Origin of the sequence: Phyllobacterium sophorae (assembly GCF_003010965.1) — a bacterium.
GTDB lineage: Bacteria > Pseudomonadota > Alphaproteobacteria > Rhizobiales > Rhizobiaceae > Phyllobacterium > Phyllobacterium sophorae.
The window spans coordinates 104,531-118,232 of the sequence record NZ_PGGM01000011.1 but is presented as its reverse complement, the minus strand read 5'-3'; the positions used below and the strand labels follow the sequence as shown (position 1 = coordinate 118,232).

Below are 13,702 nucleotides of genomic sequence, written 5' to 3'. Positions count from 1 at the left end.
CCGGCATGGCTAGAGAGCCGACTCTCCGAGCCGACGACCGTACGTGGCTATTTTACGACCGATAGAGTTTCGCTCGTGCTCGAAACGCCGCAGGGCTGTCGAAATATCGTGTTCGGTCGCAAGCGCGTCGCGGAGAGCCATGACATCTCCCGCTGCCTTCGAAACGCCCATTGCAGTGTGGGGCCTCACAACAAATGCTGCGTCGCCAATCAATGCAAGTGATCCCCCGACCATTTTGGGAGCTTCGTAGTCAAAAATGCCTTGTATCGACGGACTTTCTTCGGCTGCGACCGCCAGCGCAAATTGTGGCGGAAGTGTCGCGGCAGCCTCAACTCGCAACCTTTCGCGACGCGCCATGGACAGACCACCGCGAGGCAAGGAAAAACTGTGGGGCTTACCGTCGCTGTCGGTAAAGAACTTCGCCAGCTCGTCGCGCTCAATCTTCCGATACCAGACCCAATTGTAGCGGCGCGAGCCCCTTGTCATCTCTCCGTTTGAACCCGGTACGAGATACCCCAGCGTATGGGACCCGCGTGTCACGAAGAACGCAAAACGTTCAAGTAGTAGGGATGCTTCTCTAGGCAAAAGTTGCTCGGGCATGAGCCCGCGCCACGCCACGTAGCCGGCAAACTCGTTTTCGTATTGCTCCGGATTTAAACTCTTCCGCACGACGGAACCAATCCCGTCTGCGCCGATCACAAGATCCGCAGTTTCGGAGGTTCCGTCGGCAAAGACAATTTCAGCTCCCGCGGCGGCATCCCTAATGTCTACCGCCTGCCGCCCGAGAACATATCGATCGCCCTCGATGCGGGAAGCGACCGTTTGATAGAGGTAGTCCCACGAAATCTGCATTTGGGCTGTTTGCATCGTCTCGGCCACGTTGCCGTCCCGGTCTAAGTAGATCCGCTCCTGCGCCACAATGCCGACGCGGGCAACATGTTCGCACCCAATCTGACGCAGTATCCGAAACAAGTCCTGTTGGCCTACGAGACCAGCGCCCCGCCCGGCCAATCCACTGGCGGAACGCTCAAAGATTTTGACATCATGTCCGTCACTTTGGAGCAAAATTCCAGCGAAGAGTCCGGCTAGGGAGCCCCCAATTATTCTGACGCGTAACGGTTTCATGATCCAAGTTCCTTTAGTGATTTTTCAATGCGGTGGAACGCGAACGTTGGTCCAGTACCCTTACGCCAAGCGCTACAACCGCGAGCAAGGCTCCGAGCAAGCTAACCGCCGACCATGCGCCATAGCCCCAAGCTACTGTTGCTACGGCCGAACCAGTTGCACCGCCCAGGAACATGCCTGTCATGAAGATCGTATTCAGTCTGCTGCGTGCTTCGGGATCGAGCGCGTAAATGATGTGCTGGTTGGACACGAGTGCGCTTTGAATGCCGAAATCAAGGATGATCACGCCAATGATCAAGGCAGCCATGGAACTCCAAACTCCGAAAACGATCCAAGCAATGAGTGTCATCAACGCACCCAGCCAGACGACGAAGTGAGGGCCCCGTTTGTCGGCGATACGCCCAGCAAGCGGTGCTGCGAAGACACCGACCGCACCGACGATACCGAAGAGCCCTGCCACGTCGGCTCCAAGGTCAAAGTGCGGACTCTGAAGGTAAAGGGCGAGGATTGTCCAAAAAGTAGTAAAAGAGGCAAACAGCGCAGCCTGAACGAACGTTGCTACCCGGAGTGCCGGCTGACTTTTCCACAAATGCGCAAGCGACCTGATTGCGGTGTGATATTGCATGCGCGAGGTTGATCTATGGTCCGGCAGTGTAACGAACATCATAGCGGCTGCGATCAGGGCAAGCGGCACGCCAATCCAGAACATTTCTCGCCAACCAGCATGCTCGCCGACAAACCCTGACAGGGTACGGCTGAAGAGAATGCCTGAAAGGACGCCAGCCATAACGGTGCCAATCGTGGCTCCGCGCTTTTCCGGAGAGGCGAGCGATGCCGCGAACGGAACGATCTGTTGGGCGACGGTCGAACTCGCGCCAACAATCAGCGACGCGGCAATCAGCATCCACGCAGATGGCGCAATCGCAGCAAACGCCAGCGCAGCCGCAAGGATGATGAATTGCCCGACAATAAGGCGGCGTCGATGCACCAGGTCGCCCAGAGGAAGCAGCAGGAACAAGCCAAGCGCATATCCCAGTTGCGTAGCCGTAGGTATCAAGCCGGTTATGGGCTGATGCTGAAATTCCGACTCGATGATCCCAAGCATAGGTTGATTGTAGTAAATGTTGGCAACGGCAATTCCGCTGGCGGCGGCCATTGCGAGAAGGCCAAGCTTTCCCACGCCCGAACGGACTGCAGAGTGTACGTTTACGGTATCCATAATTCTTGCCTTTCTGGCTCAAGAGGTATGCAACTAACTAGAATTTTATCGATAAGAGGTGTAGTGGCCTAAATTGATCAACCACCATATCGGATCTGGATATAATGAATACGGACGACGTCTTGGTGTTCACAACCGCAGCGAGTGCGGGCAGCCTTTCCGAGGCGGCGCGCCGACTTGGTCTCGCACCCATGGTCGCTACGAGGAGGTTGGCATCTCTTGAGACAGCGCTCGGGGTCAGGCTCATGCATCGCACCACGCGGTCACTCTCGCTGACGGCGGAGGGGCAGACTTTTCTTCCTTTTGCCTTGGCTCTCGTCGAGAATGAGGAGGAAGCCATGGCCCGTCTGCGGACTGAGGGTAAGGGGGCCGCGGGTTTGTTGCGCGTATCCGTGCCGGTCGCCTTCGGGCTCAAGCTTGTGGCTCCTCTCATCCCCACGCTTCTGGCGGAAAATCAGGATCTTCGCATCTCCCTCGAACTGAATGACGGCCTTCCCGACCTGGTCTCGGCAGGCATTGATCTGGCAATCCGGATCGCGCGGCTCAAAGACAGCAGTTTGGTCGCCCAGAAGTTGGCCACCAATCCAAGGACGCTCGTCGCGGCTCCGAGCTACCTCGGACGGCAGGGCGTGCCGATTAGAATTGAAGATCTGATGCAACATGAATGCCTTCCGATGAGTGGCGTTACGCATTGGACGTTCTTGACCGCGGGCGTCGAGACCCATGTGCGGCTCAACTCCCGGTTTTCGTCGAGCAGCATCGAGGGATGCCACGCTACCTGTCTGGCAGGCGGCGGGATTGCTCTGCTCTCCGATTGGAACGTCAATGACGATCTCAAAGCTGGACGTCTGGTTCGCATTGAAATTCCAGATGTTGAACCGGAGACGACAGCAATTTGGGCTGTTTATCCGACAACGAAGCTTGTGCTCCCGAAGGTACGCGTTTTCATAGCTTCGCTCCGAACGGCGCTGACCAGCACCAGGCTCGACGAACCTACAGTGTGACGATCGCGGCTCTCACCTTTTCCGGCGTCACCTTCTAAGCACAGACCATTGCGACCTGTCTGGTGACGTGCCAATTGCCAAGTGGTTCACTAGATTGCCGCGATTTACTCGGCCTGCCATGGCGACGAACCATGGTAGGCTGATCGGCTAGACAACGACGCGCTTATCTGCGCACGATTTCATGGAATTCGTCATGCTGACCAGGCAGGTCCTCGGCCACGATCAAGGCCAACCCTTCGGCATCGAAAATGGCAAACCATTCTTCCCACTCAACAATACGCGGCCTTCCAAAATCCGAGGGGCGATCCGCTCCTTGATCATCGTCATCCTCGTAGGCCTTCCGACCAAATTGGATAGAAGTACCGAAACGTTACTTCCGATCAATTCCGCCGGATCGATTATCACGGGCACGCCCGAGAGACCAGCGGCCCACTCCCTTATTTCTTTGTGATCGGTCATCAACTTTGTATCGGTCATGTTGAAGAGCTCCTATGCTTTTGTTGCAGTTTGATGCGAGAGATGTCACCACTTGCGGGCCGCTCATGTTTCGACACGCGGAGTTGCAACAGCAAGGAAGCGATAGGCATTTCCGTTTCTCTCAATACGGCCAACTCCCGGGTAGGTCCAATGAAACCCAAGTAGTTTGGCGTCCTTGGACACCGCCTGATCGAGAAGAATACGCCTGGTTTTGACGGCTGTTTTTGGATCCATATCGAAACCAAAGCTCCACTCGGGATGCTGCATGGACACAACTTCACTTGCGGAAGCGTCCACAGTTATGATCAGCGGATTGTCCCCTTCAAGTTCAAGAGAAATATGTCCCGCAGTGTGCCCCGGCGTAGCAAGAACCCGTAAGCCGGGCACAATTTCGTCCCCGTCGTCAACCAGTGTTACGCGATCTGAAATGGCCTGCAGGTCCCGCCTTGCTCCAGCGACAAATGGCTGCAACGACTCCGGCAAGTTCTCACCTCGATCACCCATCCAGAAGTCCCATTCTTCCCTGCTGATGAAATACCTTGCATTTGGAAAGCGCAGCGATCCGTCGTGCTTGACCATGCCCCACAGATGATCCGGATGCGCGTGCGATATCACAACCATCGTGATTTCTTGGGGTTCAACTCCGACATCAGACAGGTTCTCTTCCAACTTTCCTTCGGAAGGCTGAAAGCGATCGCCCGCCCCGACATCAACCAGAATGAATTCGGTGCCGGTATCGATCAGGGGTATGTTTGATTGAGCATGTGCGCTGCCGTTGCCGCCGCCCAGGCTAAGCAAGATCGCCTCGCGCTCTTCGGGATTAGCTTCCGGTGCGAAGATTTCTCCGCCCAGCTTGATGTAACCATCTGTTAGCACGGTAATTCCGAACTGGCCGTGACGGAAACTGTAGAAATCTTCAGATTTTGTCATTTCTCAACTCGTTTGGTCGATGACAGAGGAGCCACCGAAATTCATCTTCTCAACACAGAACCCCTGCCCTCTTCTGACAGAGGGTCTGCCCGGTGGCCGCTAAAGGAATTCACCTACAAGTACGGAAGAAGGAATGCCCTGATGGCATCGACCTCATTTGATTGAATTTCATGCCCCCCTGAATGCCACTCGGTTGAGACAGAAGCATTCTGTTTGGAAAAATAGGTCTCCAGAGCAAGCGTCAATGCGACAGGGCTTATCGGATCCCGTTTACCAGCGGTAATGAGTATTCGTCGCCCGGCAAGTGCGGCGTTTGGAGCCGGCCGGAATGGAATGAGCGGATGCATAAGCACCGCCGCATCAAACACCCCTTCTTGAATGAGCACATTGGCGAGAATGTTTGCGCCGTTAGAAAACCCCAACCCAATAATGGCAGATGCCTGATGTGCCTGCGCGATGTCATTTACGAACGCGACCATCTTGGAAGTCGCGCGCTGGAGGTCCTCCATGTCGTATATCCCCTCGGCAGTTCTTTTGAAAAAACGCGGGGCACCGTTTTCGGAGACATCGCCACGGGGTGCGACAACGGTGGCGTCCGGAAGCAGTTGACTGCCGAATTCAAAGAACTGGTTTTCGTTTCCGCCTGTTCCGTGAAAAACAAAAAACACGGGCTTTCCCGATGCGCCGGAACGTATCCGACGCACATACTCACTCTCGGTCATGAAATTGCTCCGTGCCTATGCTTCGAGCGGCTCGAGATGTTCCTCGATGGCGGCTCTAAGATGTTCGTGCTGACGCGGTAGCTTCAGCGCTTCTCCCAAATGCGCCGTATCTTCATCTCGATTGAAGCCTGGCTCATTTGTTGCGATTTCAAAGAGAATCCCGCCCGGCGTGCGGAAATAGATCGCCCAGAAATAGTCACGGTCGATCACGGGCGTGACCTGATATCCTGTGTCCAGTAACGCCTTTCGTACCTCAAGTTGTTTTGCGCGATCGTCGACCGCAAAGGCGACATGGTGGACGGAACCCGCACCTTGGAGCGCGCTTGAGATATTCGGCATTGTTTCGACATCGATTAGATGGGCTCCGTTGCCGTTCGGCTTTGTAAAGCGCTTGACGCCGTCTTTTTCGTCCTGGATCTCATAGCCCATGAACTTCAGAAGCTCGCATGTCGAACCTTCATCGCGAAGACGCATCGTGACCGAGTGAAAACCGCGAATGGCATGGTCCTGGCTTACACCACCGTGCGTCCATGCTGGCCGAGCATCGTCCTTAACCTCAACCAGTGCGAATCCGTCACCATCGGGTCCGGCAAATTCAAGACGCTTCTCGCCGAATGTCTCGCTCGGCTTCAATCCGTCAACTTTGAGATTGGCTAGGCGGTCACTCCAGAACCCAAGTGCACCTTCAGGGACCGAGAAAACCGTTGTCCCGACTTCCCCGGTGCCATGGCGGCCCGGGCCTATATGCGGAAAAGGAAAATATGTCATTATCGATCCGGGCGATCCGGTCTCGTCGCCGTAGTAGAGATGGTAGACGTCAGGTGAATCGAAGTTCACCGTTTTCTTGACGCGTCGCAGCCCCAACGCATCGGTAAAGAAGCGGTTGTTCGTGCGAGCATCGGCTGCCATTGACGTTACGTGGTGCAGGCCCTGGATCTGATTAAGCATCGAAAGCTCCTATATTGTTGCCAAGGTTTTCCATGGGAGGTAGATGGGCCGATTGTTCGCTTCGCAAAAGGCTCGTTACTGAACACGCATTGTATCGATAGAGTGAACAGTAACGTCACGATGTTCAACATTATTGGTTGGGATGATGGCTGCCGGTTGTTTTACGAAACGCCTCCAGGCGCTCGGGGTCGCGCCGGTCAAACGTCGAAATACTCGGGAGAGATGCGCCTGATCTGCCAGCCCGCAGTCCAACGCGATTTCACATAGAGGCGCGTCGGTGTTCAGCATCAGGTGTTTGGCAAACTCTACACGCTGGGCGACAATATAGTTATGGGGCGACAATCCGATACTGGCCTTGAAAGCGGATGAAAAATAGCTGGTGCTGAGCTTCACGAGACGCGCAAGCTCATGAAGAGAAATCTGCGAGGATATTCGCTCAGCAATGTATGTTTTTAGGCGATTGATCTGCCAGGGAGCGAGCCCGCCGATAGCGATCGTAGGATCTCGCGTTACCCCGGCATCAGAGATGACATAGTGAGGACGAAGAAGCCTGGAGGCTTTTTTTACGAAATCGAGAGCGATTGCCTCATCGTTTTCAATACAAGTCATAGCGCTGAGCAGTAGTTCGGAAACTTCGCTTGAGGCTGCGTGGTTCAATTTGATTATATCGAGGCGGGGCTGACTATTTCCGCGAATTGCTAGCGCAGTGACTGACATCTTCGATCTCCTTATGGAACCCACGGGATTCGTGATTGCAAGGTTGATTTTGAAGACGCCGTCGCATTTGGAAAATCGTACTGTAATTGGCTTTTCGCACACTTGGGTTTTGCGAAAACATACCCGGGTATACTTGCTCACAGGGCCGCAGCTGATTATCCTGATTGATTGACAAACTTAGATTGCAATTGCGCGCCGAACGCGTGATCAAACTACAAGCCGACAGCTGAAGCTATCCATTGAAAAGCGTGCATATGTCAGAGAGTCCGTTGGTTTTCGTCGTGGATGACGAAGAACTCGTCCGTAAAGCTTTGAGCACCCTGCTCCGCTCAGTCGGATATCGCGTGAAGGCCTTCGCCACTGCCCAGGAACTCTATGACGATCCCGCCTTGCAGGAGGCAAATTGCCTCATTCTGGATGTTCGCTTGCCATTCCTCAGTGGATTGGACTTCCAACAAAAATTGGCGGATATGGATGTGAAACTTCCGGTGATATTTATAACCGGCCATGGCGACATCCCAATGACCGTCCGCGCCATGAAAGCTGGCGCTGCTGACTTTCTTGCCAAGCCATTTCGAGACCAGGACATCCTGGATGCCGTTGCGGCCGCGGCGGAGAAAAACCGTCGCGCTCGAACATCGGGTCGGTCATTGCATGAATTGAAGGAGCGTTATCAACGCCTTTCAACCCGTGAAAAGCAAATCATGATCATGGCCACCTCCGGGCTTATGAACAAGCAGATCGCAGGTGAACTCGGGCTGAGCGAGATTACGGTCAAGATTCATCGGGGCAAGATCACCAGGAAAATGATGGCGAAAACATTCGCGGACCTGGTCAAAATGGCAGAGTCCTTGGATATCAGCTCTTCCGAAAATCTACGCTGAGTAAACTACCGTATAATTTCAAATCGCTCCGTCAGAAGGCATAATACAACAAACTTCAAACACGCCGGCTTGCCGGAGATTGGTCTACCCAGGGTGGAATTCGTATCTATCATTGACGATGAAGCGACGGTTCGACGTGCGACGAGCAGCCTGTTGAGGTCGCTGGGTTTCTCGGTTCAGACTTTTGTCTCGGCGGAGGAGTTTCTCGATTCAGAGTTTGCAATGAGAACATCGTGCATTGTCTCAGATGTCCACATGCAGGGAATGAGCGGAATTGATCTCTTTATGCGCCTTCAGTCTTGCGAGAGCAAGATTCCGTTCATTTTCATAACTGCTTTTGCCGAAGAAGTCGTACGGCAGCGCGTTGGGCAAGACGTTTGCGTCTTACAGAAACCCTTTGAAGCTGAAGTTTTGGCGTCCTGCATTGAGCAGGCGCTCTCAAGCTGATTTGATCGGAAAGGAATCGCTAATGGTACATTCTTGCAGCCACGTGACATCAGTGCGGACAGTTCGGCCCGGGACACTTGGGTGTGAGGAATGTCTGGCAGAGGGACAGGCCTGGGTCCATCTGCGCTTGTGCCGTGAATGCGGCCATGTAGGTTGTTGCGATCAGTCCCCCGGTAGACATGCCACCGCGCACTTTCATGCGACGAAACACCCGATTATTGAGGGCTACGACCCGCCTGAAGGCTGGGGGTGGTGTTACGTCGACGAAATCTTCGTTGAATTGCCCGATCAGACAGAACAAGTCGGCCCGATCCCGAGATTTTACTAGAGCGACAAGCAGATTTCGCAGCAGATTTGCCTGACACTGTTCCGAACGCGAACCGCATCAACGACCGCCTAGTCGCGTTGGAAGCGCGCATGACTGCTGCAGACCGGCGAAGGCCCATTGGCGCTCTTGGCCGCCGGCCGCGGGCAACCTACAAGATTCGCCCGTTCAACCTTCTAAGCAGCCTGGTCAGGTGCATCAGGTCTGCGTCTGGCCATCCGCTTATACGCATCTCAAAATGACTGCCCTTTCGTGCAATGGCTTCGGCGACCTTGCCGCGAGCTGGCTCGGCAATTCTGTACACGATGCTCCGCGCATCCTCGCTATCTGGCCCGGCCTCGACCAAGCCAAGTTTGCGGAGTTCTTTTGCCAGTCGGCTGATGACGCTTCTGTCCATGGACAACGCTTCGGCGATCCCACTCGCTTTCGTCGGCCCGAACGAATGCAGCCACTGCAGCATCTGGAATGCGGACGCCGATACCCCCGGGCCGAGACTTTCCGCGGCTTCGGACGTTACGGCGCGCGACGCCGCAATCAGGGCACCTAGTTCCGCACCTAGTTCGCGGACAATAATTTCACGGCGTTTCGCTTTTTCTGGTGGCTTCCCGGTCAGAGTGCCCTTGCCATTGTTTGTCATTTTCGTCGCCTATATGATGGACAAATATCAATTACATCGATATTTTTTGATTGATAATAGTCCATCATATAGGCTTTAAACAATCATGTTCTCTCCCAAGACAATCGTGATGACCGGAGGCACCAACGGCATCGGCCGAATAGCTGCTGCCTCTCTTGCAGCTCTGGGTTACCGTCTTGTGCTTATCGCACGCAGTGAAATCAAAGCTGAGGCAACCCGCCGCGAGATTCTTCAGGTCGTGGCTGACGCCCCAATCGATTTTTTCTATACCGACTTCACCCGACTGGCCACAGTTGCTGAAGCGGCCAGTGCTATTGCCGAAAAGTACGAGCGCATTGATGTCCTGATCAACAATGCCGGGATCCACGCGTTTGAGCAGCGTGTAACGGCAGACGGCTTTTCCGAAATGGTTTCCGTGAACTATCTGGCTCCTTGGCTCCTGACAGCATTGTTGAGTCAGCGTCTTGTGGCGTCGGTCCCATCCAGGATCGTGACGGTTGCCTCCGAGGCGTCTCGCCGCTCCCGCGGTCTCAATCCTGATATTGACCTGTACGACACCAGCCCCTTCACCCGCTTGGGGTCTTCGGTGATTTATGGGCGAACTAAATTGATGGACATCATGTTTTCAATCGAGTTGTCGCGCCGGCTTGCATCTTCCGGGGTGACGGCTAACTGTCTCGATCCTGGTTTTAATGTCACGGGACTTGGACGCGAACTCTCTTTTGCCGCGCCGCTTGAGCGTCTCCTCAATTTCCTGCGCATCGGCGATCCCAACCGTGGTGCAGGGATCATTGTCGCGCTCGCCACGCAGCCAAGATTTGCCAGTGTTTCCGGAGGATATTTCTCAGTCAAGGACGCTGCGCCCCTTGTTCCGGCAGCATCAGGTGGCGATGTCGGAGCGCAGCGGAGATTGTGGAACGCTACCGCAAGCGCAGTCGAAGCATTTAAATAAATAGGATTGGGAGGTCTGTCGTCATACAATGGCAGGTCGGTGTTCAGGTTCCTCTCGCGCCGTTTGATGCCGCGGCGGTAGAGGTGTGGCTTCGCCCTGATAACCTTGGGTCGGCAATCCCTTGATGAACGGTCCCTTGGTATAAAGGCGGCTTGAGTTGCCGTAGGAACCGGCTAGCTGCCGGTCGATGTAAACAGCGCATCCCGCCTCCTTGCCGCCAATGCTGAGGTCGTCGGCGGGAATGAACAGTCAACGGTCGCCTCGACCGTCATCGCTTCATCCGGCGTGAAGAACTGCCAGCTGCCGGGTAGGACCGGCACGGGCGGCTCCGAAACATTTGCGGCCCATGGCAAGACACCGGAAAACGTCAGCGCGAGTGCAGTGCTCGTAGTGCCAGCCAAGGCGTGACGGAAAGTGTTCGTCCATGACCGATTCCTTCATGCGAAATGGCGGGAGCTCCACAGGCGAAGCGCCAAGGTGACAGTAGCCAGTAACGTGACGGGCGAATTGTCGTAGGAAATCGAATTTGTACATTCGTATGGGATTTCGCCCATGCGCTTCAGAAGACCGAGATCAACCACCCTCTCCCGAAGGCAGGACGACCACGCGCAGGCCGGCGGCCGCGCGTGATCGCCAAAATTGGAACACGTTGATCTTATGGATCGCATAGGCCACTTGCCGCTGGCTCATCCTTTGGGCATCAGGAATGGGCTGCTTTGTTCGAGCGCCAAATGGCTCTACACGCCAATTAAGCGTTTGTTCCCCGGAGCGTCTCGAACAGAAACCAGATCCGCTGCTCCGCTTCATCGATCCAGTTCTCGAGCAGGCTCGCGGTCGCAACGTCGCCATGTTCGTCGCAAAGAGCATGCAGCGATCGCATGCTCGCGACCAGTTCGCCGTTGTCTTCCCTGAGCTCGGCGAGCATTCCATGTGCGTGCACAAAATCCGCATCATTGTCCCTGATACGCTGGTGACGAGCGATGTCGCCGATCGACTTCAGCGTTACGCCGCCCAGCTTCCGCACCCTTTCGGCGAGGGGATCTGTGATGCCAAACAGTTGCTCGCCCTGATCATCAAGCATTCGGTGATAGTCACGAAAGTGCGAACCGGACATGTGCCAATGAAAGTTTTTTGTCTTCAGATAGAGAGCGAAAATGTCGGCCAGAAGCGTCGTGGCCGCGGCGGATATATCCTTGACTGCGTCCTCGGATAAGCCTGTCGGCGTTTTCAGCGGAGCTGTCCGGCGTGATTTGAGAGTCTGTTCCATGTTGCTTCCATGATCGGTTTGAACGCAGAGCATATCGCCCGCGCAGGATTGGTTCGACGGTTACCGCATATGACCAGAGGCGATTGGATCAGTGACGGGGACGGTCTCGATGCGCGCCCCGTCAAGCCCGAAATTCGGACTTTGTTCGGTTTGAGGCATCCAGGCGTTCGAGAGATCCAAAGGCTCGGCCAGAGAGGCGATGCCGTCGCGCACGACATCATCGGAATGGTATCTGCACTTGATCACCGCTTCGCCTCCTGGCTTAACAGGCTACCCTCAGTTCGTAGCAAGCGAAGCGGCTGCTTGTTCGATGACTGCGGCAACTTGTTTTGGATGCGAAAGAAGCGAAACATGGCTCGACTGCAGCACCGTGGTCTTTGCATTCATGCGCTTGGCTGCAGCTGCTTCAAGCTCCGGGCTGATGACCCTGTCATTCGCGGAGACGATGTACCACGAGGGTTTCGTCTTCCATGCGGCCTGGGAAACCTTTTCGCCAAATGTCTTGGCAGCAAGGGGGCCTTGGGTGACCGCCAGCGTTTTCGCCTCAGCGACAGGGATATCGGGAGCGAAGTTCTTGAGAACCCCCTCTTCCGTCTGCACAACGAAACCTGCTTTGTCGGCTGAAACGGTCGAAAGCGCCGGAGGCGTGGGATAGGACTTGATCAGCGAGTCGCCAGTTTCACCGACGTCGGGGGCGAAAGCGGCGACGTAAACGAGCGCCGATACCTTGGGATCATTGCCGGCCTCTGTGATCACTGTTCCGGCCCAACTGTGACCGACCAGGACAACCTTGCCTTTGGCGTCGTCAATAATCCGCTTTGTGGCCGCGACATCGTCGCTAAGTGAGGTCAGTGGATTTTGAACCGTCATGACATTCAATCCCTTCCTTTGCAGGAGAGGAATGACTTTGTTCCAGCTGGACGCATCTGCCCATGCGCCATGAACAAGGACAACGGTGACGTCGGTTTTCTTTTCGGCAGCATAAGAAGATTCCGCGTACATCATCGTGGGGCCAAACAAGATGGCAAGTGCGATAGAGTATTTCTTGAACATTTTAGGACCCTCTGTGTTATAATATGGCTATAATACTTTTATACTTGAGTTATTCTTGCACATTCAGACACAATTTGAATAATTCACTTGATTCCCAACTGGGCACGCTTAATGGCCGGCCCATCCCTCGAGGAACTCAAGCAGAAGGCCATTCACTCTTTCTGGCTGCTCCTCGTGTGGAAGGTGCCCGCACTGCTCGATGGCTTCGGCTCTCACGTTGTGCGCCATTTCCCGCCATACCTCCGGCATGTCAAACATCTTGCCGACCGCCTCGAAGTCAGCCCCCCAAAGCGACAAGACCGGGCACTTGATTTTCACGTCGGCATCTATCTGATCCTGGGCGACATCTTCGCGGTTCGCTCGATAATCGGACATTGCTCCGCGGACCGCGCCCGGGCTTCGGTATGATTGGACGTAGGTATCAAAGTCCGCTCCGCTGATTGTATGCGGGTTGTAACACCAGTCGGAAAAGAAGTGACGGAGCCAAAGGTCCTCCTTTCCTGCGATCAATGTTTCGGGGAGTTCGGGCACCAGGTGAAAGAAGAAGAACCAGTATGCCCTTGCGGTCTGCGCGTTCATGTTCCGCGCTACAAGGCGCGTCGGGACATTATCCATCACGACCAACCGATCGACGACATGCGGATGGTCCTTTGCGAAGCGCGTAGCCACGCGGGCACCGCGGTCATGGCCGACCAATGCAATTTTCCCGATATTCCTGGACTTCAGCAGTTCCAGTACGTCGAGAGCCATGTTCCGCTTGTCGTACCCCGCCGCCGGCTTGTCCGTCTCGCCATAACCCCGCAAGTCTGGTGCAATCACATGGTACTTTTCTGCCAGAACCGGTATCTGGAATCGCCAAGCGAAGCTGGTTTCAGGAAACCCGTGTAAAAGAACTACGGTTGGCCCCGTTCCAGCCTCGAGGTAATGTTGGCGAATTCCGTTTGCGATGACGGTGTGGTGCCGAATGTCGGTCATTGTCGCACTCCTGCGTTTCG

Annotated in this window: 18 protein-coding genes; 5 read left to right on the top strand and 13 right to left on the bottom strand. The window is 55.0% G+C overall.

Features of this window, described 5'->3' with window-relative positions:
• Positions 1-9 precede the first annotated feature (9 nt).
• Positions 10-1,125 carry an FAD binding domain-containing protein gene (locus CU103_RS21200; protein WP_106666023.1) on the bottom strand — a complete coding sequence of 372 codons (1,116 nt, stop codon included), beginning with the start codon at positions 1,123-1,125 and terminating at the stop codon, positions 10-12.
• 13 nt (positions 1,126-1,138) lie between these two features.
• Positions 1,139-2,344 (bottom strand): MFS transporter, encoded by a 1,206-nt coding sequence (locus CU103_RS21195; RefSeq protein WP_106666022.1) that lies wholly within the window; start codon positions 2,342-2,344, stop codon positions 1,139-1,141.
• Between the two features lie 104 nt (positions 2,345-2,448).
• Here CU103_RS21195 and CU103_RS21190 point away from each other — a divergent pair, with 104 nt between their 5' ends.
• A complete protein-coding gene (locus CU103_RS21190; protein WP_106666021.1) occupies positions 2,449-3,348 on the top strand; it encodes a LysR family transcriptional regulator in 900 nt (299 codons plus the stop codon).
• 222 nt (positions 3,349-3,570) lie between these two features.
• On the opposite strand, the gene CU103_RS21185 is transcribed toward CU103_RS21190, so the two are convergent.
• From CU103_RS21185 to CU103_RS21165, 5 genes are all read right to left on the bottom strand, one after another.
• The gene (locus CU103_RS21185) at positions 3,571-3,825 is read right to left on the bottom strand and encodes a hypothetical protein (protein WP_245448927.1); all 255 of its coding nucleotides are present in this window, start codon (positions 3,823-3,825) and stop codon (positions 3,571-3,573) included.
• A gap of 63 nt (positions 3,826-3,888) precedes the next feature.
• Positions 3,889-4,755 (bottom strand): MBL fold metallo-hydrolase, encoded by an 867-nt coding sequence (locus CU103_RS21180; protein WP_106666020.1) that lies wholly within the window; start codon positions 4,753-4,755, stop codon positions 3,889-3,891.
• Positions 4,756-4,868: 113 nt separating this feature from the next.
• Positions 4,869-5,477, bottom strand: a complete 609-nt coding sequence (locus CU103_RS21175; protein WP_106666019.1) for an alpha/beta hydrolase — start codon at positions 5,475-5,477, stop codon at positions 4,869-4,871.
• Positions 5,478-5,492: 15 nt separating this feature from the next.
• Positions 5,493-6,425: a VOC family protein gene (locus tag CU103_RS21170; protein WP_106666018.1), complete on the bottom strand. Its 933-nt coding sequence runs from the start codon at positions 6,423-6,425 to the stop codon at positions 5,493-5,495.
• A gap of 75 nt (positions 6,426-6,500) precedes the next feature.
• Complete coding sequence (locus CU103_RS21165) at positions 6,501-7,142, bottom strand: helix-turn-helix domain-containing protein (RefSeq protein ID WP_106666017.1); 642 nt, start codon at positions 7,140-7,142, stop codon at positions 6,501-6,503.
• Positions 7,143-7,396: 254 nt separating this feature from the next.
• Here CU103_RS21165 and CU103_RS21160 point away from each other — a divergent pair, with 254 nt between their 5' ends.
• The 3 genes from CU103_RS21160 (at position 7,397) to CU103_RS21150 (ending at position 8,801) form a co-directional block, all read left to right on the top strand.
• Positions 7,397-8,026 (top strand): response regulator transcription factor, encoded by a 630-nt coding sequence (locus CU103_RS21160; RefSeq protein WP_106666016.1) that lies wholly within the window; start codon positions 7,397-7,399, stop codon positions 8,024-8,026.
• A 93-nt stretch (positions 8,027-8,119) separates the two neighbouring features.
• Positions 8,120-8,473 carry a response regulator transcription factor gene (locus CU103_RS21155; protein ID WP_106666015.1) on the top strand — a complete coding sequence of 118 codons (354 nt, stop codon included), beginning with the start codon at positions 8,120-8,122 and terminating at the stop codon, positions 8,471-8,473.
• Positions 8,474-8,495: 22 nt separating this feature from the next.
• Positions 8,496-8,801, top strand: a complete 306-nt coding sequence (locus CU103_RS21150) for a UBP-type zinc finger domain-containing protein (RefSeq protein WP_106666014.1) — start codon at positions 8,496-8,498, stop codon at positions 8,799-8,801.
• 148 nt (positions 8,802-8,949) lie between these two features.
• On the opposite strand, the gene CU103_RS21145 is transcribed toward CU103_RS21150, so the two are convergent.
• Positions 8,950-9,435: a MarR family winged helix-turn-helix transcriptional regulator gene (locus CU103_RS21145; RefSeq protein ID WP_106666013.1), complete on the bottom strand. Its 486-nt coding sequence runs from the start codon at positions 9,433-9,435 to the stop codon at positions 8,950-8,952.
• Between the two features lie 109 nt (positions 9,436-9,544).
• Between CU103_RS21145 and CU103_RS21140 the strand changes: the two genes are divergently transcribed.
• Positions 9,545-10,387: an SDR family NAD(P)-dependent oxidoreductase gene (locus CU103_RS21140; RefSeq protein WP_210203815.1), complete on the top strand. Its 843-nt coding sequence runs from the start codon at positions 9,545-9,547 to the stop codon at positions 10,385-10,387.
• 173 nt (positions 10,388-10,560) lie between these two features.
• On the opposite strand, the gene CU103_RS31780 is transcribed toward CU103_RS21140, so the two are convergent.
• From CU103_RS31780 to CU103_RS21115, 5 genes are all read right to left on the bottom strand, one after another.
• Positions 10,561-10,707, bottom strand: coding sequence for a hypothetical protein (locus tag CU103_RS31780; protein WP_210203814.1), 147 nt, complete (start codon positions 10,705-10,707; stop codon positions 10,561-10,563).
• Positions 10,708-11,135: 428 nt separating this feature from the next.
• Entirely contained in the window at positions 11,136-11,654 is a 519-nt protein-coding gene (locus CU103_RS21130) for a Dps family protein (RefSeq protein ID WP_106666011.1), read from the bottom strand.
• A 60-nt stretch (positions 11,655-11,714) separates the two neighbouring features.
• Entirely contained in the window at positions 11,715-11,900 is a 186-nt protein-coding gene (locus tag CU103_RS21125; RefSeq protein ID WP_106666010.1) for a hypothetical protein, read from the bottom strand.
• Between the two features lie 30 nt (positions 11,901-11,930).
• Positions 11,931-12,707: an alpha/beta hydrolase gene (locus CU103_RS21120; RefSeq protein ID WP_106666009.1), complete on the bottom strand. Its 777-nt coding sequence runs from the start codon at positions 12,705-12,707 to the stop codon at positions 11,931-11,933.
• A gap of 108 nt (positions 12,708-12,815) precedes the next feature.
• Positions 12,816-13,682 (bottom strand): alpha/beta fold hydrolase, encoded by an 867-nt coding sequence (locus CU103_RS21115; RefSeq protein ID WP_106666008.1) that lies wholly within the window; start codon positions 13,680-13,682, stop codon positions 12,816-12,818.
• Positions 13,683-13,702: the final 20 nt, after the last annotated feature.